This is a genomic window from Paraburkholderia unamae (assembly GCF_003268775.1).
Taxonomy (GTDB): domain Bacteria; phylum Pseudomonadota; class Gammaproteobacteria; order Burkholderiales; family Burkholderiaceae; genus Paraburkholderia; species Paraburkholderia unamae.
The window spans coordinates 132,916-153,557 of the sequence record NZ_QLSU01000005.1 but is presented as its reverse complement, the minus strand read 5'-3'; the positions used below and the strand labels follow the sequence as shown (position 1 = coordinate 153,557).

Below are 20,642 nucleotides of genomic sequence, written 5' to 3'. Positions count from 1 at the left end.
CGACCCTGTTTGGTGTGCTTTGGCAAGCTCACCGCGAGGGGCGCCGAAGTCGAAGCGCTTGAGACGGCTGCCGTCGGATAACCGCTTATTTTAACTGACTTTTTGCGAATTCGGCTAGATTTCCAGCGAGGTCGCCAACCCGCGCCAGTTCGCCCGCCCAACCGCTTGCGCGCGCGCGGCAGGCGGGCAGGTGCTGGGCGAAATCGGCCCAATCGGGCGCGCCGCGGCCATTCCACGCATGCCAGAAACGCTCGAGCGCGGCGCGCGGCGCTTCGGGCAGCGTGCTGCCGTAGTGGGCGAGCGCGGCGTCGAGTTTCGGCAGATGGGCGTCGTCGGCTTGCGGGTAGATGTGCCAGACGAACGGCCGCGCCGCCCACTGCGCGCGCACGAAAGAGTCCTCGCCGCGCACGAAGTTGAGGTCGCTTGCCCAGAGCAAGGGGTCATAGCCACGTTGCTCGGTGAACGCCAGCGCTTGCGCATGCAGCGCGCCGCGCGTGGCCTGCGAGCCTGCACCGAATGCCGGGACGCCGAAAAATCGCGCCAGCGCGCCCGAAATGCGGCCCTCCGGCACGAGCAGGAAAACCGGCTTGCCGCCGTCGCGCCACTGTTCGAGCAAGGGGGCGATGGCCGGGTTCTCGTAGGCGAAAAGCGAGATCACGGTGGTTTCGGGGCCGGGCGGCGGACCGCCCGTCGCGTTGCGCCACCAGGTTTCGCGCGCGTCGGCCGAGCGCTCGAAGGCGAGTCGTTCGGCGTCGAGCGTGCGCTCCTTGAGCACACCGCCGGTGCCGGGGCCGAGGCCGGGGAAGAAGAAATGCTTGGAGAGCGCGTAGCGAGGATGCGGCGAGGGACGCAGATGGAAGTCGGCCACCCAGTCCTCGGCGCTCAGGTATTCGAGATTGAGCCAGACGGGCTTGCGCGTGCGAGCGGCCATCGCGGCGACATAGACGGGGGGCAACTCGCAGGCGAACGCCTCGATCACCACATCGGCGATCTGGAGCGTGTCGCCGGCGTGCGCGGGCGCGTGCCAGTGCTCGACGAGCACGCCTTCGACGCTTTGCGTCGCGCGGCCTGTGTCGAGCGTGGGGCAGAGCTTCTGGAACGCGTGCAGGTCGTCGACGAACAGGCGCACCTGCCAGCCGTGCTCGTGCGCGAGTTGCCGCGCGAGCCGCCAGCACACGCCGATGTCGCCGTAATTGTCGATCACCGCGCAGAACAGGTCGCAGGCAATGGGCGCGCCGGTAGCGCTAGTGGGGGAGCGGGCTTCTGTCATGGCGATTGCGGTGTGCTGGTGACGCGGCGCGGCCGGTATGCGGGCATCTGCGGCCATCTGTGGCCATTTGCGGGCGCAGGCGGGCAGGTTCGGCGCGGCACGGAATGATCTAAACTTGCGATTCTAGGATACCGCCATGAACGCGTCGCGACGGCGGCGCGGGTCGCAACGCCCTCAAATGACCGAGTGGCCGGAGCGACCAGCGTGGCCATCGCGCCACAAAGACTTCGAAGCCTTACCCGTCCCCGGAACTGGATGACCGACACCGACGTTTTCGACCCGAAAAAGACGCTCGCGCAGTTACCGCACCTGCCCGGCGTCTATCGTTATTACGACGCGCAAGGCGCGGTGCTTTACGTCGGCAAGGCGCGCGATCTCAAAAAGCGCGTGTCGAGTTATTTCACCAAGACGCAACTCTCGCCGCGTATCGCGATGATGGTCTCGCGCATCGCGCGCATCGAAACCACGGTGACGCGCTCCGAGGCCGAGGCGTTGCTGCTTGAGAACAATCTCATCAAGGCGCTCACGCCGCGCTACAACATCCTGTTTCGCGACGATAAGTCCTATCCGTTTCTCAAGCTGACGGGACACACGTTTCCGCGCATGGCGTACTACCGTGGCGCTGTCGATCGCAAGAACCAGTATTTTGGGCCGTTCCCGAGCGCTTCGGCCGTGCGCGAGAGCATCCAGATCCTCCAGCGCGTGTTCCAGTTGCGCACCTGCGAAGACTCGGTGTTCAACAACCGCACGCGGCCGTGCCTCCTGCATCAGATCGGGCGCTGCACGGCGCCTTGCGTGGGCGCGATCAGCGAAGAGGACTACGCGCGCGACGTGAGCAACGCGTCGCGCTTTCTGCTCGGGCGCCAGAACGAAGTGATGAAGGAGCTCGAAACGAAGATGCACGCGTTCGCCGCCGATCTGAAGTTCGAGCAGGCGGCGGCCGTGCGCAACCAGATGAGCTCGCTGTCGACCGTGCTGCACCAGCAGGCCATCGAAACGGGCAGCGAAAGCGACGTCGACATTCTCGCGGTCGTGGCGCTGGGCGGGCGCGTCTGCGTGAATCTCGCGATGGTGCGCGGCGGGCGGCATCTGGGCGACAAGGCTTACTTCCCGGCGCACGTCGAGCGCGCGCTGACGGACGAGGAGGGCGGCGTCGCGGAGGACATCGACAGCGACACCGTGGTTGCGGCAAGCGCGCTGAAGTCCCTGCCGTCGCTTGCGCGCAAGACGGTGGCGGATTTCGTGGACGAGGAGCAGCAGAACGCCGCTCATGAGGACGAGGCCGCCGCGCCGGACCCGCTCGCCATTGCGGCCGATCTCGCGGACGAGGAAGAGGACGCCGGCGACGATGTCGCCGCCGCAGCGGCCGGAAGCGATGCGCCCGCAGCAAGTGCAGGCGGGCGCCGGAAGCGTGAAATCGGCATCGAGTCCGAAGTGCTCGATGCGTTCATCGCGCAGCATTACTTCGGCAATCGCGTGCCGCCGGTGCTCGTGGTGAGCCATCCACCCGCGAACCGCGAGCTCGTCGACGTGCTCGGCGAGCAGGCGGGCCACAAGGTCGTGCTGCTGCGCCAGCCGCAAGGCCAGAAGCGCGCGTGGCTCGCGATGGCCGAGCAGAACGCGCGCCTCGCGCTCGCGCGGCTGCTCTCGGAACAGGGCTCGCAACAGGCCCGCACGCGCACGCTCGCGCAACTGCTCGGGCTCGAACTCGACGATCTCGCGCATCTGCGCATCGAGTGTTTCGACATCAGCCACACGATGGGCGAGGCGACCCAGGCGTCATGCGTGGTGTATCACCATCACAAGATGCAATCGAGCGACTACCGGCGCTACAACATCACCGGCATCACGCCCGGCGACGACTACGCCGCGATGCGCCAGGTGCTCACGCGCCGCTACGAGAAGATGGTGGCGCAGGCCGCGCGCGCCGAGCCCGATGAGTCGCCGGTGCGGGCGCCGGCCCCCGATCCCGCCGATCCCAGCGCGTTGCCGGACACGGCCGAGGGTGTCGAGGCCGCCGAGGCGCCCGCGCCCGGCGGCACGCTGCCCAACATCGTGCTGATCGACGGCGGCAAGGGGCAGGTCGAGATCGCGCGCCAGGTGTTCACCGAACTGGGTCTCGATCCGGCGATGCTGGTGGGCGTGGCGAAGGGCGAGGGGCGCAAGGTGGGTCTCGAAACGCTCGTGTTCGCCGACGGCCGCGCGCCGCTCGAACTCGGCAAGGAGAGCGCGGCGCTCATGCTGGTCGCGCAGATCCGCGACGAAGCGCACCGCTTCGCCATTACGGGCATGCGCGCGAAGCGCGGCAAGACGCGGCAGACCTCGCGCCTCGAGGAACTGGAAGGCGTGGGCGCGAAGCGGCGGCAGCGGCTGCTCGCGCGCTTTGGCGGCTTGCGCGGCGTGATGGCGGCGAGCGTGGAGGATCTCGCGAGCGTGGAGGGCATCTCGCACGCGCTCGCCGAGCAGATCTACCAGCAGCTTCACTGATGCGCGCGGCGGGCGGTCCGGACCGGCTCGCCGGGCCTTCCTTACGGTTGCTTGTGGCACGTGCGGCGACGCGGCACAATTGCATCTCCCATAATTGCATCTTCCCCGACCGATAGCGCCAGCCGATGCCGTTCAATATTCCGATTCTCCTGACCTGGCTGCGGATCCTGGCGATTCCGCTCGTGGTAGGCGTGTTCTATCTGCCGCAGACGATGCTTTCCCCGATGCAGCAGAACGTGGCGGCGATGCTGCTCTTCGTGCTGGCGGCGCTGACCGACTGGTTCGACGGTTTTCTCGCGCGCAAGTGGAATCAGACGTCGTCGTTCGGCGCGTTTCTCGATCCCGTCGCGGACAAGCTCATGGTGACGGCGGCACTGCTTGTGCTCGTGCATCTCCAGCGGCTCGACGCGGTGATCGCGCTCGTGATCGTCGGCCGCGAGATCGCCATTTCGGCCTTGCGCGAATGGATGGCGCAGATCGGCGCGTCGAAGAGCGTGGCCGTGAACTCGCTCGGCAAGTTCAAGACGGCGTGTCAGATGGTCGCGATTCCCATGCTGCTGTTCTATGCGCCGCTCACGCTCGGCGGCGTGACGCTGTTCGACTCGCGCGTGTGGGGCGCGTGGCTCATCTATGTGGCGGCCTTCCTCACGATCTGGTCGATGCTCTACTACATGAAGCTCGCGTGGCCGCAGATCCGCGAGCGGGGGAGCCTTTGAGCAGACGCCCGTGAACCGTGCTGCGACCCCCATGCGGTTTTTTTTAAAAAGATCACCGCAAGGGGTTGACACGATTCAGCGGGTTATACATAATCTCACTTCTCCGCTGCGACGAAACAGCAGCAAGCAAGTAGATGCGGTGGAGATAGCGGAAGATAAGCGGTAGTTAAGCGAAATCGGAAGCAAAATGCGGGAGTAGCTCAGTTGGTAGAGCGCAACCTTGCCAAGGTTGAGGTCGCGAGTTCGAGACTCGTCTCCCGCTCCAGATTTTAAGGTGCGGCGTTTTTGCGGTAGAAAAACGAAGTGCCGAAGCAGTAAGGCAGTGCAGTAAAAAGCAGGACATTTGCGGGAGTAGCTCAGTTGGTAGAGCGCAACCTTGCCAAGGTTGAGGTCGCGAGTTCGAGACTCGTCTCCCGCTCCAAATGCCAAGGGGAAGCAGCGCTTCCCTTTTTGTTTGGCAGGCCTGGATCACAGTATCGGGTCATCAAACAAATCTGTCCGGTCGTTGCGGGCGCAAGCAGTTTTTGGCGTGTTCCGTAGTCCGGTCAGTCCGCTTCTGGCGCGATAGCAAAGCGGTTATGCAGCGGCCTGCAAAGCCGTTTAGGCCGGTTCGACTCCGGCTCGCGCCTCCAGATGTAAAGCAAAAGCCACCTTCGGGTGGCTTTTGCTTTTTTCGCGTCCATTTTTGTGCAGGCATCGAGCGCCGCTGACGCACAATAGCCGCAACGCCATCACTGCGGCCTCCCGACATGCCCATCGAACTCCCCGAAGACGCGCGCACCGAGGCGATCGCGTCCATCCAGCGCTATTTCGACGCCAACATGGAAGAGCCGATCGGCAACATCGCCGCGGGCGCGCTGCTTGGCTTCTTTCTCGAAGAAATCGCGCCGGCCGTGTACAACAAGGCCATCGCCGACGCGCAGGAGAGCATGCAGGCGCGCATCGTCGACCTCGACATCGACCTGCACGAGGAGGCGTTCCAGTACTGGCGCAAGTACGAGCAGCCGCGCCGGCGCAAGTGAGGCCGCGCACGGCATAATCGTGGGCATTCGCGATGTTTTGACGGAAATCACAGATCATGACCGTGCAGTCCCCCGCCTTGCCGCTTCCCCAATTCGACTGGCAATGGAAAGCCTTCGACGCACTCGATGCGCGCGACGTCTACGCCATGCTCAAGCTGCGCTCCGACGCGTTCGTCGTCGAGCAGAACTGCGTGTACGGCGACATCGACGGTCTCGACTTCGGCGCGTGGCACTTGTTCGCGTGGAGCGAGCGTGACGGCGTGCGCGAACTCGCGGGCTATCTGCGGGTGCTGCTGCCCGATGCCGAGGACGCCGACGTGCGTATCGGCCGCGTGGTGACGTCGCAGCACCATCGCGGCATCAAGCTCGGCAATGCGCTGCTCGAACGCGCCATCGTCCAGATCGGGCGTCAATGGCCGGACGTGGCGATGCGTTTGCATGCCCAGGCCCATCTCCAGAAGTTTTACGGCGCGTTCGGCTTTTCGCCCGTGGGCGAGATCCACGACGAGGACGGCATTGCGCACGTCTGGATGCGCTCGGCATAACCTGCGGGCCTCGCATGCCGCGAGCGCGCTCATGTGCGCTCAGGTGCGCAGCGTGTCGCCTTCGTCGTGGGGCGCGCTGTCTTTGGCGCGAGCGCCGGGGCGCCGGTCCTGCTGCAAGCGTCCGCGCGCGGATAGCCGCATCCAGTGGCGCAGCGCGATTAGCGCGCCGACCACGCTCATCATCGATCCCGGAATCCACAGCAGCAGACCGCCAATCTGCTGGTCGCGCATGGGCGAGAGCCAGGTGAACGCGCGTCCGCAGATCGAGTAGACGGGATAGAGCTCGCGCGACGTGAAGAAGATGAACGCGCCGAGCACGATTTGCGGCGGAATGGCCGCGATCACCACCAGCACGCGCTTGCCCGGCGAGAGGCGCGCGGGCGGCGCGGGGCGCGAGTCGAGCACGAGCCACCAGAACAGCAGCCCGTCGATCACCATGCTCCAGTTCATCACGCGATACAGGCGCCAGTCGAGCATCGCGATGAAATGGATCGGCGAAAAGAGCCAGAAGTAGATGAGCCCGACGAACAGCGTGACCGCAACGACGGGGTGCATCACGATGTCGAGCGCCACCCGTACGGGCCGCGCGGCGAGCACGGGCCGCACGATACGCTGCCGCAGCCTGAACGGAATGCCCGCGCGCAGTGCCGCGCCGGGGTAGGCGAGCGCGATGAAGAACGGGCCGATGTGATGCAGCACCAGGTGCTGCGCGCGATGCATGAAGAACTCGTGCTCGAAGAAGTAGTCGAGCCGCGTATGCAGCGCGACGTAGAGCGCCACGAGACCGAACCAGAACGAAATCTGCCGCGCGAGAGACACGCGCGCATGCCGCTTGCCGCGCACGAACAGAACCGCCGTGAGCAGGGTGGCGATCATGACGGTCGGCGAAGGCTCCCAGGGCTGGAGCCAGTAGAGCAGGGTCATCGCGAGCATGGCGGTGGGCTCATCGCGGGTTCAGGTTGCTTGCGCGCGCAACGACGCCGCGCATTACTGCTGCGAAGGTGGCTTCACTGCGAACGGCGTGTTCAGCGTCTCGCCGTCGGAGAACTGAAGCTTCACGTTTACCGTGTCGCCCGGCGCGATCTTGTGCTGCGCCTTTTCCAGCATCAGGTGGTAGCCGCCCGGCGCAATGGCGAGCGTGCCATGCGCGGGCACCGTCGCCTTGTGCACCATCACCATTTTCTGCGTCGAGCCGTTCGAGACGGTCTGGTGCAGCATGACCATGCCGTAGGCATCGCTCGACACGCTCACGAGGTCGACGGGCTGGTCGCCGTCGTTTTTCAGCGTCACGTAGCCGGCGGCCGGCAGGTCGTTGGGCAGCCAGCGCACCCAGGCGTTCTGAGCGGTGACCGTACCGGCGGCGTACGCGGCCGGCGCGAAGGCGGCGAGCGAGCCGAGCATGCCGAGTGCACAGCCAAGGGAGACGGTGAGCGACTTGAGGTTGTTCGTCATGAGGTTTCTTCCTGTTGCGTTTGCGGTTGCAAGTAAGACTCGATGATGGGGGGCTCGGGCGGGCATGCGTTCATGCGGGCGCGTCGATCACGCGGCGCAGGTCGTGGACGATGGCGTCCGGCGTGTCGTGGTCGGTGACGAGCAGGCGCGCGCGGCCTTGCGCGTCGAACACATAGACGGCCGAACTGTGCGTGACCTCGTAGCTGCCGTCGGGGTCGCGCTTTTCCATCTGGTACGCGACGCGGTAGCGCTGCGCGAGCGATTCGATCTGCGCATCGGTGCCGCTCAGGCCGCGCGCGTGCTGCGCGTCGAACGCGCCCACGTAGGCGTGCAGCGCCTGCGGCGTGTCGCGTGCGGGATCGACGCTCACGAAGAGTATCCGCACGTTGCGGGCATCGGGGCCGAGTTTTGCTATGACCTGCATCAGGCGCGCCATCGTCTCCGGGCAGACGTCCGGGCAGTGCGTGTAGCCGAAGTAGACGAGCGTGGTGATGCCGCGAAAGTTCGCGGCCGTGACGTTTTGGCCGGTGTCGTCCGTGAGCGCGAAGTCGAGGTCGGGCAGGTGGCCGCTCACGTTCGTCAACTGCCATGGCTCGCCAGGATGCGAGCATGCGCCGAGCAGCACCGCGCCCGACACGGCCGCCGCGACCGTCGCGCGCCGCACGCACCACGTTGCGCGGCCGAGGCGGGCGTGCAACGTGCTCAGCGATCGAACAAGCGATGAAGCAAGCGATAGCGCGGGAGTGGGGAACAATGGCGGGCTCGTTGACTCGATTGATCTGGCCGGCCGCGCGCGGGAGGCATGGAGGCTCGGCTTGTGGCTGCGACTGTAGCAAAATTGGACTCGCGCCGTCGCAAGCGCTCCGCTGCGCGCCGATATGTCGCAGCGGGCGCAAAGCCCGGCTCAGCGCCGGTGGCGGCGATTCGTATGATGAGACCGCGTGGGGTGGATTCCGGGCCGCGGCGGCCGCTGCCCGGCTGCTCAGCCCCTTACTTTCTCGAAAATCGACTGAAGGCGCGGTAAGATTCGCACACTTTCTCCGGTGTCCGCTCGCGGCCCGGACCATACCCGGCCGCGAGGCCGAGGGACGAAAAGAACGTAATGCAAGCACTTCCGGCAGTCCTGCCGCCTGAACAGACGGCATTTTTCTTCGATTTCGACGGCACGCTCGTCGATCTGGCGCCTACGCCCGACGGCGTGCTCGTGCGGCCCGACATGCTCGCACTGCTGCACGAACTGCGGCGCGCGACGCATGGCGCGGTGGCGATCGTGTCCGGGCGCGGCATCGACAGCATCGATGGCTTTCTCGGCATGCCCGACATCCCCGTGGCGGGCCTGCACGGCGCCGAGCGGCGCGACGCCAACGGCGACACACAGCGCGTCGGCTTCAACGACCAGCGCCTGCTGCACATGGAGCAGGTGCTTGCCGAGGTGGTGCGTACCCACGCGGGCATGCTGCTGGAGATCAAGGGCGCTTCGCTCGCGCTGCACTACCGCAACGCGCCCGAGCACGAGGGCGCCGCGCGCGCCGCGACCGAGCGCCTCGCCGCCGACTACGCCGACGCCTACGTGCTCCAGCCCGGCAAGATGGTCTACGAGATCAAGCCGAAAGACGTCGACAAGGGCCGCTCGCTGCGCGCGTTTCTCGACGAGCCGCCGTTCGCGGGCCGCAACCCGGTGTTCGCCGGCGACGATCTGACCGACGAGAAGGGCTTTGCCGTCGTCAACGCCCTGGGCGGGCTGTCGATCAAGGTCGGCGGCGGCGACACCATCGCGCGCTCGCGCGTGGAGTCGGTCGAGGCGCTGCTCGGCTGGCTCGCGTCGATCGTCGCGGCCATGCCCGGCGCCCGGTGACCCCACTCATGCGTCGCCTCCTGGCTCTTGCTGATAACCCGCCGCGCGCCGCCGCCCTGCGCGCGCAACGCTTTTCCGATTTACCGTACGGACCCTGCACCTCATGAGCCGATTGATCATCGTGTCGAACCGCGTCGCGCCGATTTCTGAAGGCGGTCCGGCCGCGGGCGGCCTGGCGGTCGGCGTGTACGACGCGCTGAAGGAAACCGGCGGCATGTGGTTCGGCTGGAGCGGGGAGGTGCTCACCTCCGGCCAGCCGCAGATCGCGCTCGAGGAGCGCGGGCCGGTGACTTTCGCCACCATCGGCCTGTTGCGGCGCGACTACGACCAGTACTACCGCGGCTTTTCGAACGCCACGCTGTGGCCTGCGTTCCATTACCGCGCCGATCTCGTCCAGTACGACCGCCACGAATACGAAGGCTATTGCCGCGTGAACGCGTGGCTCGCGCAGCAGCTCGTACCGCTCCTGCGCGAGGACGACGTGATCTGGGTGCACGACTATCACCTGATTCCGTTCGCCCGGGCGCTGCGCGCGGCGGGCGTGAAAAATCGCATCGGTTTTTTCCTGCATATTCCGTTTCCGGCCTCACAGGTGCTGCTGGCGGTGCCGCCGCATCGCGAACTGGTCGAGGCGCTGTGCTCGTTCGATCTGCTCGGCTTCCAGACGAAGCCCGATGTGCGCGCCTTCTGCGACTACATCGTGAACGAGGCGGGGGGCGCGATTGAGAAGCAGGCGAACGGCCTCACGCGCATCGAGGCGTTCGGACAGACGCTCTGCGCGGGCGATTACCCGATCGGCGTGTATCCCGACGAGATCGCCGAACTCGCCAAGGCCGGCGAGCGCGGCAAGCCGGTGCGCACGCTCAAGGCCACGCTGCACGGGCGCAAGGTCATCATGAGCGTGGACCGGCTCGACTATTCGAAGGGGCTCGTGGAGCGTTTTCGCGCGTTCGAGCGCCTGCTCGACCACTCGACGGCGCAGCGCAACAAGGTTTCGTTCGTGCAGATCGCGCCGCCCACGCGCGCCGACCTGCATGCCTATCAGGACATCCGGCTGCGCCTCGAGGCGGAGTCGGGGCGCATCAACGGCCGCTTCGCGGAACTGGACTGGACGCCGATCTGGTACATCCACCGCCAGTACGAGCGTTCGGTGCTGGCGGCGCTGTTCCGCGCGTCGCACGTGGGTTATGTCACGCCGCTGCGCGACGGCATGAACCTCGTCGCCAAGGAGTACGTTTCCGCGCAGGACCCCGAAGATCCGGGCGTGCTCGTGCTTTCGCGCTTCGCGGGCGCGGCCCAGGAGCTCGAAGGCGCGCTGATCGTCAATCCGCTCGACATCGACGGCATGGCCGACGCCCTCGGCCAGGCGCTCTCGATGCCGCTCGCCGAGCGCCTCTCGCGCTATCGCGACATGATGGTGCAGCTTCGCGAGAACAATGTTTCGGTTTGGCGCGACCGCTTCTTGCGCGACCTGGGCGAGGTCAGCGTGCGGCGCGGCGTGGCCTTGCCGCCGCTGGAGCGTGCGCCGGGCTGAACGCCCAAGCCTGCTGGCGACGCCAAAGACGAAAAAAAAGCCGCTTCGGGCCATGCCCTGAAGCGGCTTTTTTGCGTCCGGAGCCTTGGGAGGCTCGCGGCGCGCGTCAGGCCACGTGTTTCTCGTCGGTCTTTTTGTTGCCCAGATGCAACGTGGACTGCTTGCCGTACTGCTTGGCGAGCAGATCGCGATAGAGGCCCGGGCGGTTGCGCAATTCCTCGGGGCTGCCGTCGTCGATCACCTTGCCCGCGCTCATCACGATGATGCGGTCGAAGTTGTGCAGCGTCGAGAGACGGTGCGCGATGGCGATCACGGTGCGGCCCACCATCAGCCGGTCGAGCGCCTGCTGGATGGCTTCTTCGGATGCGCTGTCGAGCGCCGAGGTCGCCTCGTCGAGCAGCAGGATCGGCGAATTCTTGAGGATGGCACGCGCGATGGCGATGCGCTGGCGCTGCCCGCCGGAGAGCTTCACGCCGCGGTCGCCCACGATCGTGTCGTAGCCCTCGGGCATCGCCTCGATGAAGTCGGCGCAGCGCGCCTCGCGGGCCGCGGCCAGCACTTCCTCGCGGGTCGCCTCCGGGCGGCCATAGGCGATGTTCTCGTAGATCGTCCGGTGCAGCAGCGAAATGTCCTGCGGTACGAGCGCAATCGCATGGCGCAAGCTGTCCTGGGTCACATGCGCGATGTCCTGACCGTCGATCTTGATGGCGCCGGCCTGGGTGTCGTAGAAGTGCTGGAGCAGGGCGAGCACCGTGGTCTTGCCCGCGCCCGACTTGCCGATCAGGCCCACGCGCTGGCCCGCCTCGATGCGCAGGTCGAAGTGGTCGAGAATCGGCTTGCGGTGCGGGTAGGCGAAGTTCACGCCCTCGAAATCGACCTGGCCGCCTTGCGCCACGAGTTCCGTGGCGTCGTCGCGGTCGGGCATGCCGTGCGGTTCGAGCAGCGTTTGCACGGCTTCGGCGAGGCGCGCCACGTGTTGGGTCACGTCCACGAGCGCCACCGCGAGGTCGCGCGTGCCGTGCAGGATCGTGAAGCCGAGCGAGCTGACCAGCACGATGTCGCCGGAAGTCGCCTTGCCCTGGTCCCACAGCCACAGCGCCCAGCCGAGCAGGCCGGCGGAGAGCATGGCCGTGATCACGGCGTGCAGCAGACGCAGCTTTTCGAGGTAAAGCAGGCTCTGGCGGCGCGCGTCGAGTTCGGCCTTCACGGTCGAGCCGAAGCGCTTTTGCTCGCGGAACGTCATGCCAAAGGCGCGCACGAGCGCCATGTTGCCAATCACGTCGACGAGTTCGCCGTCCACGGCGGCCGCCTTGGAGGCGAACGTGTGGTGGCGCGACGAGCCGCGCCCGGCCAGCTTGAAGAGGATCACCGAAAGAATGGCTGAGCAGAGCAGCAGGCCCGCCGCCATCAACGGATTGACCGCGATGATCATGACGATTGCACCCGCCACGGCGATACAGGGCGGCAGCACGTTCCAGGCGGTGGTGTTCTCGGCCGTGTAGACGGCGTTCGAGGTCGCGGTGATGCGGCTGGCGAGCGTGCCGGGCTGCTTTTCGGCGTAGTAGGTGGGGGAGTGCCCGCTCAGATACTGGAACAGGTCGCGCCGCAGGTCGCCCGTGACGGCGACGAAGGTGTGCGCGGCGAACCATCCGCCGACCCGCCAGAGCAGGTTGTCGGCGGCGATCAGGCCAACCAGGATGGCGAAGGCGGTCCACAGCGGCCCCGGATGGTGGCGGCCCGCGCCGAGCACGTCGATCAGATGCTTGATCGCGTACTGCGACGCAAGCGCGCAGCCGACGGCCGCGAACACGCTGGCGAGCACGATGGCGTGCGCGAGCGGGTGGCGCTTGATGTAACGGAAAAGAAACGCGAGCGGGTGCCGCGCATAGCTCGCGAGCTTTGCGTTGTGGGCGTTACGCTGGGCGATGGTCAGATGTTCCAATTGATCGGCGGTCGGTCTGACGGAACTTCGTCCGTGCAAGTTCAAAAAAGTGAGGAAGCGCGCAACGGCTACGAACGGCTTCAGGCGCGCGGCAGCGAAGGCGGACTTCCCGCATTGTAAACACCCCACGCACATGGCGCACCGCCTGTGCCCGGCGGACGCGCATCATATCGCGACACGAACGCCGGGGATACGGATTGGGGACATGCTGTTGCGGCAGAGGTTCAACAGGAATCCCGGGGCGTTTTAGAGATAGACGTTTTAGAGATAGAATTACGGATTGCATTCGGAACGGCGCTGTGCTCATGCCAGTGACGCCATCCGCCGGAGCGGAGGAGTGCAACCCGGGATGCCAAAAAGCGGCATTTGTCCGCAGTTGCGTTTCGCCTCGCAGTCCCCAAATCTAGAACTGTCTTAGAAAACAGTGGGTTGCGGAGTGTTTCCGGTTTGTAACAACGTAAAGACTTTGAAATGATCTAGCCGGTATTTTCCCTGGTCCGGGATAATGCCGACTCGGACGGCGTAGGGAATTTGACAGCTTCTGTGTCAACGACCGCGAACCCTGCGCGTTTACCGCCTGAACCGCCGCGTGTGCTTTCTTGCCACTTCACAACTGCGTCGGGTCTGTGTCCGGAATTCCGGCGCGGTTAGCGGTAAGGAACGCCTGGTATGGCGCGTGGCGACAAGGATGCCGCAGCCTGCATAGGTCGATTGTCAAATTTGCAGTCTATTGCCCGATATTTTACGAGGAAGGAGTTCACCACTATGCGAATCGCTCAAATCGCTCCGTTGCACGAGGCGGTTCCTCCCAAGCTGTACGGCGGCACGGAACGGGTGGTCTCCTACCTGACCGAAGCGCTGGTCGAGCAGGGCCACGACGTCACGCTCTTCGCTAGCGGCGATTCGATCACCTCGGCAAAGCTCGAAGCATTCTGGCCGCAGGCGCTGCGCCTCGACCCGACGATTCGCGATGTGATGGCTCCGCACATGCTGCTGCTCGAAGAAGTGCGCCGCCGCGCGGACGAGTTCGACGTGCTGCATTTCCACATCGACTACTACCCGTTCTCGCTGTTCCAGCGTCAGCCGGTGCCCTTCGTCACCACGATGCACGGCCGTCTGGACCTGCCGGAACTGCAACCGATCTTCACGGCGTTCAACGACGTGCCGGTCGTTTCGATCTCGGACAACCAGCGCATTCCGCTCCAGCAAGCCAACTGGCAGCAGACCGTCTACCACGGCCTGCCGGAAGACGTGCTCAAGCCGATCCCGAACGTCGAGCCCGGCTACCTTGCCTTCCTCGGCCGCGTTTCGCCGGAGAAGGGTCTTGACAAGGCGATTCGCATCGCCGGCCAGGCGGGCATGAAGCTCAAGGTCGCCGCCAAGATCGACAAGGCCGACCGCGCCTACTACGAAGAAGTCATCAAGCCGCTGATGGCGCTGCCGCACGTCGAGTACATCGGCGAAATCGGCGAGCACGAAAAGCGCGAGTTCCTCGGCAACGCGCACGCCCTGGTGTTCCCGATCGACTGGCCGGAGCCCTTCGGCCTCGTCATGATCGAAGCCATGGCCTGCGGTACGCCGGTCATCGCCTTCAAGCGCGGCTCGGTGCCGGAAGTCATCGAAAACGGCGTGTCGGGCTTCGTCGTCGAAGACGAAATCAGTGCAGCCGCGGCGGTCAAGCGCCTGTCGACGCTGCCGCGCGCCGCCGTGCGCAAGGCGTTCGAAGACCGCTTCTCGTCGAAGGTGATGGCGCGCAACTACGTCGCCGTGTACGAAGACCTGCTGCGCCAGAAGCACCGTACGGTGCTGCGCGAAGTCAACGCGGGCTAAGCTCGCAGTGAAGCCGGGCGCGCTGCGGCGCGGCCGGTTTCCTCCGTTTTTCCTCCAGCGCCCCGGTGCCCGTGCACCGGGGCGTTGTCACGTCAGCGGGACATTGACGGGGATTCAGGGCGGCCGGCAGTGAGGCGCCCGCTTAATGTCCCTATAATGGCCGTGCCGTAAAATCCGCGGTGCCCATGAAGACAGAGCAGAGGAGTATTCCCTTGGCGAGAACCCGACCGACGCCCACGGCCACCGTACCCGGTGCCGGGACGCTCTTCGCGCTGCGCGCGATCGGGCTCGTGATCCTGGCGCGCTGGCTGCACTCCATGGCGCAGATGAATTTCCTCGCCGCGCTCGAAGCCATGGCGTCGTCGCCCGCGGCGTGCCTGAACCTCGTCTTCCTGTTCCTGCTCATCGTGCTGCCCGGCGCGAAGGCGCGCGTCGAGCGGCCGTTCCACCCGCTGCCGCAGTGGCTGCGCCAGGCGCTGCGCTTTTTCGGCGTGCTCGGTTTTCTGTTCGCCATCGGCTCGATCGGGATGTACGTCTGGTCCGCGGGCTGGCGGAGCACCATTCGCGCCGTGGCCGACACCAATGGCTGGCTCGTCGCCGCGCCGGCGTTGTATGCCGCCGTGGTGTGGATCTGCCGGCCGCGTGCGCTCTGGCGCAGCAATTTCGCGGCGCGGCGTTTTGCGATCGGGCGCTTTGCTGTGTCGATCGACGCCGCCACGCGCACGACGGTCGTGTGGCAGGAGAGCCGCAAGGTTGGCCAGTATGACGCGCGCGAGCTTGCGGTGCGCTGGCTGGCGGGCGCGTCGCCTGGCGGCGTGTCCGCACCCGGTCCCGCGCTTTTGCCTGCGCCGGCCGGGATGCAGGCAGGTGTCACCGAAACCGGCGATGCTGTCGCTGCGACTGGTGTTGCCGACATTGCCGGACCTGACGTCAGCACGGATGCACCGGATGGCGCCTCCGCGCAGGGGAGCGTGCCGCCCGCTGCGACGCCGGCGGCGGCTGCACCTGCCGCACCCGCCGCTGCGCCCGCGGGCAAGTCCGGACGCCAGCCGAAGATCGAATTGCTGTGGGACTCGCCGGCCGCGGCGGGGCACAACCGTCAGACCGTGTTCCGCGCGCGGCTCGCTTCCGAAGGCGACCGCGCGGCCGCGCGTGCGCTCGACGCCGCACTGAAACAGGCCTGACACTGCCCGCGTCGCGTCGCGTCGCGTCGCCCGCTTGCCGCTGCTCATTGCTTCTTGCCGTTGCTTGCCGTTCCTGTCGTCCGTTCGAAGGAGTCGCAATGCTCATACGCTGGTTGCTTGCCGCCGTCCATCTGCTCGCCTTCGGTTTCGCGCTCGCCTCGATCCTGCGGCGCACTCGCGGCTTGCGCCGCTGCACCTCCACCGAAGACCTGCCCGCGATCTTTCGCGCCGATAACGGCTGGGGCGGCTCGGCGGTCGTGCTGGTCGTGACCGGAGCAATGCGCGCGTTCGGCGGCTTCGAGAAGGGCGCCGCGTACTACCTGCACGAACCGCTCTTCCACGTAAAAATGGGCGCACTCGTGCTGATCCTCCTGCTTGAAATCGCACCGATGATGGCACTGCTGCGCTGGCGCCTCGCGGTGCGGCGCGGCGATGTGCCCGACCTCACGGGTGCGCCGAAGTACGCACGCATCGGCGTGTGGCAAACGGTGCTGCTCGTCGTGATGGTGTTCGCGGCCACGGGCATGGCGCGCGGCATCGGCCTCGATACCGGCGGCGAATAGGACGTTTTGAATAGAGCGTTTTGGCCGAGCCAAAAGAAAACCCGCGCGGCGGCGGGTTTTCCGGGGTGCAGCGTGTTGCTTCGCGTTACTGAAGGTTGCCCGCGACTGCCACCGTCTGCCCGGTGATGTAGTTCGACTCCGGCGAGCAGAACAGATACACGCCGCCCGCCGCTTCCTCGGGCGTGCCGCCGCGGCCGAGCGGATTGCGCTGCGCATGCGTCTTGAGCATGTCGGGGTTCAGGCCCACGCGAATATCGCGGCCGTCGATTTTCACCGTCGCACCCGCTTTCGCGTCGGCGCTCGTCATGCGCGTGTGGATCAGGCCGAACGCCACCGCGTTCACGTTCACGTTGAAGCGCCCCCATTCACGGGCGAGCGCGCGCGTCATGCCGATCACCCCTGCCTTGGCCGACGAGTAATTCATCTGCCCCGCGTTGCCGTTGAGCGCCGACACTGACGAAATGTTCACGATCTTGCGATATACCTCGCGCCCTTCGGCCACGTCGGCGGCGTGCAGCGCCTTCACGTGCGGATAAGCGGCGCGCAGGATGCGGAACGGCGCGGTCATGTGGCAGTCGAGGATCGCGTACCACTGCTCGTCGGTCATCTTCTGGATCACGTCGTCCCAGGTGTAGCCGGCGTTGTTGACGATGATATCGATGCCCTTATACGTGCTCATCGCCGTGTTGATGAAGCGCTCGGCGAAGTCCGGGGCCGTGACGTTGCCCACGCAGGCCACGGCTTGCGCGCCCATCTTCCTGAGCGCTTCGACCGTCTCGTGTGCCGGTTCGGCGTCGAGGTCGTTCACGACGATGCGGGCGCCTTCGCTCGCAAGCTTTTCCACAATCGCGCGGCCAATGCCGCGTCCCGAACCGGTGACGAGCGCCACCTTGCCATCGAGCTTACCCATGCTGCTTTCTCCTTCGATCATTTGATTCGGATTGCTTATAGAGAAACCACGGCGTCGCCCACGACGCGCGGTTCGCCATACTGGTTGGCGGTCTGGATTTCGAGGCGCACGCGCTGCTCGCCTTCGGCCTGGAATTTCTCGACCACGCGCCCCGTGCAGACGATGCGATGGCCGAGATGCGTGATGCCCACGAAGCGCACGCCGAACTGGCGCACCTGGCGCTGATCGACCCACTGCGTGAGCAGGCGGCCGAGCCAGGCCATCGAGAGCATGCCGTGCGCGAACACGTCGGGCATGCCCGCGCGGCGCGCGTAGTCGATGTCGATATGCACGGCGTTGTGATCGCCCGACGCCCCCGCGAAGAGCGCGAGCATCTTGCGGTCGACGGGGGGCAGTTCGAGCGGGGGGAGGGTGTCGCCCACCTTGATCGAGTCGTACTGGATGGTCATGCGAATTCTCCGTTCAGCCGTTGCGTTGCACGATCACGCTGCGCAGATCGGCCACATGCTCGCCGCGCTGGTTCGTTACGCGCGTCTCTCGCACCACGAACTCCAGCGCGCCGCCTTTCTTGTCGTAGATGTCCGCAATGCGCGACTCGAACAGCAGCACATCGCCGGCATAAGCGAGCCGGTGATACGTGAAGGTCTGCTCGCCGTGCAAAATGCGTGGCAGCTCGATGCCGATCTCGTCGCGCCACGACGCATCGGGCTGCTCGAATTCGAGCGAGAACAGAAACGTGGGCGGCAGCGGCAGGGCGGGATGGCCCGCGTCGCGCGCGGCGGCTTCGTCGAAGTACACGCGATTCGTTTCGCCGATCGCCTTCGCGAAGAAGCGCAGCCGGCCGGCTTCCGCCACCGCGCGAAACGCGGGCAGCGTCTTGCCGATGAATTGTTTGTCGATCATGTCGATGGCCCTCAGTCGCGAGCGAGGCTCACGTTCAAACCGACTTGTAGACCGTGACGACGCACGCGCCGCCCAGGCCCACGTTGTGCGCGAGCGCGACCTTCGCGCCTTCCACCTGGCGCTCGCCGGCCGCGCCGCGCAGTTGCTGCGTGAGTTCGTAGCATTGCGCGAGGCCCGTTGCGCCGAGCGGGTGGCCCTTCGAGAGCAGGCCGCCCGAAGGATTGACGACCCATTCGCCGCCATAGGTGTTGTCGCCGTCGTTGACGAGTTTTTCGCCTTCGCCTTCCGCGCACAGGCCGAGCGCCTCATAGGTCAGCAACTCGTTTTGCGCGAAGCAGTCGTGCAGCTCGATCACGTCGATGTCGCGCGGGCCGATGCCGGCTTGCTCATAGGCGATCTTCGCCGCCGACTGCGTCATGTCGAAGCCGACCACGCGGATCATGTCACGCGCGTCGTACGTGCTCGGCGTGTCGGTGGTGAGCGCCTGACCCGCGATGACCACGTTGGCGCGCAGGCCGCGCTTCTTCGCGAACGCCTCGGAAACCACGAGCGCCGCCGCCGCGCCGCAGGTGGGCGGGCAGGCCATGAGGCGCGTGAGCACGCCTTCCCAGAGCATCGGCGCGGCCATCACGTCTTCGGTCGAGACGACGTTACGGAACACGGCGAGCGGATTGCGCGCGGCGTGGCGGCTTGCCTTCGCACGGATCTTCGCGAAGGTTTCGAGCTTCGTGCCGTACTTCTTCATATGCGACATACCCGCACCGGCGAACTGGCGAATGGCGTTGCTCAGGCCCTCGGGGCGGCCGACCAGTTCGTCGGTGACGTCGAGCGCACGTTCCAGGGCGCTGGCGCGGTCCGTCCACACCGACTTCAGCGCGCCCGGACCCATGAACTCGAAGCCGACGGCCAGCGCACATTCCACGGCGCCGCTCTGCACGGCCTGGCGCGCGAGGAACAACGCGGACGAACCGGTCGCGCAGTTGTTGTTCACGTTGATGACGGGGATGCCCGTCATGCCGACCTGGTAGAGCGCCTTTTGGCCGCTGGTCGAGTCGCCGTAGACATAGCCCGCGTAGGCTTGTTGCACGTCGGTGTAGTCGAGCCCCGCGTCGGCGAGCGCCTGGCGAATCGCCGTGGCGCCCATCGTGTCGTAGGTTTCGCTCGTGCCGGGCTTCTTGAACGGAATCATGCCGACGCCAGCGATATATGCGCTTCGAGTCATATCGGTACTCCTAAATGTATTGAGATTTTTTAAAGCTTGCGCGAGATCAGGTCACGCATCACTTCGCTCGTGCCGCCGTAAATGCGGTTGACGCGCGAGTCGCAGAAGGCGCGGGCCACCGGATATTCGAGCATGTAGCCGTAGCCGCCATGCAGTTGCACCATGTCGTCGAGCGCCTTGCCGAGCGACTCGGTCGCAAAGAGCTTCACCACGGCCGCTTCTTCGAGCGTGAGGCGGCGGCGTACGTGCTCCGAGAGGTAGTGATCGACCATCAGACGTACGGCGAGCGCCTGGGCCTTGATGTCGGCAAGCTTGAACTTGGTGTTCTGGAAGTCCCACACGGTCTGGTTGAACGCCTTGCGGTCCTTCACGTAGTTCAGCGTGTGCTCGAGGCACGCTTCGAGCTTCGCGGCCGCGCCCACGGCGATCGACAGCCGTTCCTGCGGCAGTTCCGCCATCAGATACGCGAAACCCTTACCTTCCTCGCCGAGGCGGTTCGAGACCGGCACGCGCACGTTGTCGAAGAAGAGTTCTGCCGTGTCCTGCGCGTGCTGGCCTACCTTGTCGAGCTTGCGGCCGCGGCGGAAGCCTTCACGGTCCGCCTCCACGACGATCAGGCTCACGCCTTTGGAGCCCGCCGCCGGGTCAGTCTTGCAGACCATGATGATGAGGTCGGCATTCAGACCGTTGCTGATGAAGGTCTTGCTGCCGTTGATCACGTATTCGTCGCCGTCGCGAATGGCGGTCGTGCGCACGGCCTTCAGGTCGCTTCCCGTGCCAGGCTCGGTCATGCCGATGGCCAGAATGTATTCACCCGAGCAAACCTTCGGCAGCCAGCGCTGCTTCTGTTCTTCGTTGCCAAGGCGCGCGATATACGGGGCGATGATGTCCGAGTGAACCGGGAACCCGAGGCCGCTCACGCCGGCGCGGTTGATTTCCTCGTTGAGCACGGCTGCGTGGCCGAAGTCGCCGCCGCCGCCGCCGTACTCGGTGGGTAGCGTGAGGCAGAGCAGGCCTTCGCGGCCGGCTTTCAGCCAGGTCTCGCGGTCGACCTTGCCGGCTTTGTCCCATTCGGCCTGCTTCGGCACGCATTCTTTTTCAAGGAAGCGGCGCGCAGTGGTGCGCAGCATCTCGTGGTCGTCGCGGAAGACGTTGCGGTTGATTTGCATATCAGGATTCCTGAATGTAGGCGTTTGCGTTCTTGACT

Annotated in this window: 19 protein-coding genes and 3 tRNA genes; 12 read left to right on the top strand and 10 right to left on the bottom strand. The window is 65.8% G+C overall.

Annotation, left to right across the window (positions count from 1 at the left end; translation table 11 throughout):
- Positions 1-85: 85 nt before the first annotated feature.
- Positions 86-1,270: an elongation factor P maturation arginine rhamnosyltransferase EarP gene (gene earP / locus C7401_RS10140; RefSeq protein ID WP_258396963.1), complete on the bottom strand. Its 1,185-nt coding sequence runs from the start codon at positions 1,268-1,270 to the stop codon at positions 86-88.
- Between the two features lie 255 nt (positions 1,271-1,525).
- Here earP and uvrC point away from each other — a divergent pair, with 255 nt between their 5' ends.
- From uvrC to C7401_RS10105, 7 genes are all read left to right on the top strand, one after another.
- Positions 1,526-3,757: an excinuclease ABC subunit UvrC gene (uvrC, locus tag C7401_RS10135; protein ID WP_112171252.1), complete on the top strand. Its 2,232-nt coding sequence runs from the start codon at positions 1,526-1,528 to the stop codon at positions 3,755-3,757.
- A gap of 125 nt (positions 3,758-3,882) precedes the next feature.
- A complete protein-coding gene (gene pgsA / locus C7401_RS10130; protein ID WP_112171251.1) occupies positions 3,883-4,473 on the top strand; it encodes a CDP-diacylglycerol--glycerol-3-phosphate 3-phosphatidyltransferase in 591 nt (196 codons plus the stop codon).
- Between the two features lie 189 nt (positions 4,474-4,662).
- Positions 4,663-4,738 (top strand) — tRNA-Gly (locus tag C7401_RS10125).
- A gap of 80 nt (positions 4,739-4,818) precedes the next feature.
- Positions 4,819-4,894: transfer RNA gene (locus C7401_RS10120), tRNA-Gly, on the top strand.
- 137 nt (positions 4,895-5,031) lie between these two features.
- Positions 5,032-5,105: transfer RNA gene (locus tag C7401_RS10115), tRNA-Cys, on the top strand.
- 117 nt (positions 5,106-5,222) lie between these two features.
- Positions 5,223-5,495: a DUF2164 domain-containing protein gene (locus C7401_RS10110; protein ID WP_112171250.1), complete on the top strand. Its 273-nt coding sequence runs from the start codon at positions 5,223-5,225 to the stop codon at positions 5,493-5,495.
- A 56-nt stretch (positions 5,496-5,551) separates the two neighbouring features.
- Positions 5,552-6,040, top strand: a complete 489-nt coding sequence (locus C7401_RS10105) for a GNAT family N-acetyltransferase (RefSeq protein WP_112171249.1) — start codon at positions 5,552-5,554, stop codon at positions 6,038-6,040.
- A gap of 39 nt (positions 6,041-6,079) precedes the next feature.
- On the opposite strand, the gene C7401_RS10100 is transcribed toward C7401_RS10105, so the two are convergent.
- The 3 genes from C7401_RS10100 to C7401_RS10090 all read right to left on the bottom strand — a co-directional run bounded on the left by C7401_RS10100 (position 6,080) and on the right by C7401_RS10090 (position 8,129).
- Positions 6,080-6,964 carry a cytochrome c oxidase assembly protein gene (locus tag C7401_RS10100; protein ID WP_112171466.1) on the bottom strand — a complete coding sequence of 295 codons (885 nt, stop codon included), beginning with the start codon at positions 6,962-6,964 and terminating at the stop codon, positions 6,080-6,082.
- A 63-nt stretch (positions 6,965-7,027) separates the two neighbouring features.
- On the bottom strand, positions 7,028-7,441 hold the full coding sequence (locus C7401_RS10095) for a copper chaperone PCu(A)C (protein ID WP_373864433.1): 414 nt from the start codon (positions 7,439-7,441) through the stop codon (positions 7,028-7,030).
- Between the two features lie 121 nt (positions 7,442-7,562).
- Positions 7,563-8,129, bottom strand: coding sequence for an SCO family protein (locus C7401_RS10090; protein ID WP_258396985.1), 567 nt, complete (start codon positions 8,127-8,129; stop codon positions 7,563-7,565).
- 465 nt (positions 8,130-8,594) lie between these two features.
- On the opposite strand from C7401_RS10090, the gene otsB reads away from it, so the two are divergent.
- Complete coding sequence (otsB, locus tag C7401_RS10085) at positions 8,595-9,347, top strand: trehalose-phosphatase (RefSeq protein ID WP_112171247.1); 753 nt, start codon at positions 8,595-8,597, stop codon at positions 9,345-9,347.
- A 103-nt stretch (positions 9,348-9,450) separates the two neighbouring features.
- On the top strand, positions 9,451-10,881 hold the full coding sequence (gene otsA, locus C7401_RS10080) for an alpha,alpha-trehalose-phosphate synthase (UDP-forming) (RefSeq protein WP_112171246.1): 1,431 nt from the start codon (positions 9,451-9,453) through the stop codon (positions 10,879-10,881).
- Positions 10,882-10,987: 106 nt separating this feature from the next.
- Here otsA and C7401_RS10075 read toward each other — a convergent pair whose 3' ends face one another.
- On the bottom strand, positions 10,988-12,823 hold the full coding sequence (locus tag C7401_RS10075; RefSeq protein WP_112171245.1) for an ABC transporter ATP-binding protein: 1,836 nt from the start codon (positions 12,821-12,823) through the stop codon (positions 10,988-10,990).
- A gap of 765 nt (positions 12,824-13,588) precedes the next feature.
- Here C7401_RS10075 and C7401_RS10070 point away from each other — a divergent pair.
- The 3 genes from C7401_RS10070 (at position 13,589) to C7401_RS10060 (ending at position 16,400) form a co-directional block, all read left to right on the top strand.
- Positions 13,589-14,653 (top strand): glycosyltransferase family 4 protein, encoded by a 1,065-nt coding sequence (locus C7401_RS10070; protein WP_112171244.1) that lies wholly within the window; start codon positions 13,589-13,591, stop codon positions 14,651-14,653.
- A gap of 212 nt (positions 14,654-14,865) precedes the next feature.
- Positions 14,866-15,837, top strand: coding sequence for a hypothetical protein (locus C7401_RS10065; RefSeq protein WP_112171243.1), 972 nt, complete (start codon positions 14,866-14,868; stop codon positions 15,835-15,837).
- Positions 15,838-15,935: 98 nt separating this feature from the next.
- Positions 15,936-16,400 (top strand): DUF2214 family protein, encoded by a 465-nt coding sequence (locus C7401_RS10060; protein ID WP_112171242.1) that lies wholly within the window; start codon positions 15,936-15,938, stop codon positions 16,398-16,400.
- Positions 16,401-16,485: 85 nt separating this feature from the next.
- Here the strand turns inward: C7401_RS10060 and C7401_RS10055 are convergent, their stop codons facing one another.
- The 5 genes from C7401_RS10055 to C7401_RS10035 are packed head-to-tail and all read right to left on the bottom strand — an operon-like array spanning position 16,486 to position 20,604.
- Positions 16,486-17,310: an SDR family NAD(P)-dependent oxidoreductase gene (locus C7401_RS10055; protein WP_112171241.1), complete on the bottom strand. Its 825-nt coding sequence runs from the start codon at positions 17,308-17,310 to the stop codon at positions 16,486-16,488.
- Between the two features lie 35 nt (positions 17,311-17,345).
- The gene (locus tag C7401_RS10050) at positions 17,346-17,759 is read right to left on the bottom strand and encodes a MaoC family dehydratase (RefSeq protein ID WP_112171240.1); all 414 of its coding nucleotides are present in this window, start codon (positions 17,757-17,759) and stop codon (positions 17,346-17,348) included.
- Positions 17,760-17,772: 13 nt separating this feature from the next.
- On the bottom strand, positions 17,773-18,213 hold the full coding sequence (locus C7401_RS10045) for a MaoC family dehydratase N-terminal domain-containing protein (RefSeq protein ID WP_112171239.1): 441 nt from the start codon (positions 18,211-18,213) through the stop codon (positions 17,773-17,775).
- A 34-nt stretch (positions 18,214-18,247) separates the two neighbouring features.
- Positions 18,248-19,435 carry a lipid-transfer protein gene (locus C7401_RS10040; RefSeq protein ID WP_112171238.1) on the bottom strand — a complete coding sequence of 396 codons (1,188 nt, stop codon included), beginning with the start codon at positions 19,433-19,435 and terminating at the stop codon, positions 18,248-18,250.
- 29 nt (positions 19,436-19,464) lie between these two features.
- The gene (locus C7401_RS10035) at positions 19,465-20,604 is read right to left on the bottom strand and encodes an acyl-CoA dehydrogenase family protein (RefSeq protein ID WP_112171237.1); all 1,140 of its coding nucleotides are present in this window, start codon (positions 20,602-20,604) and stop codon (positions 19,465-19,467) included.
- Positions 20,605-20,642: the final 38 nt, after the last annotated feature.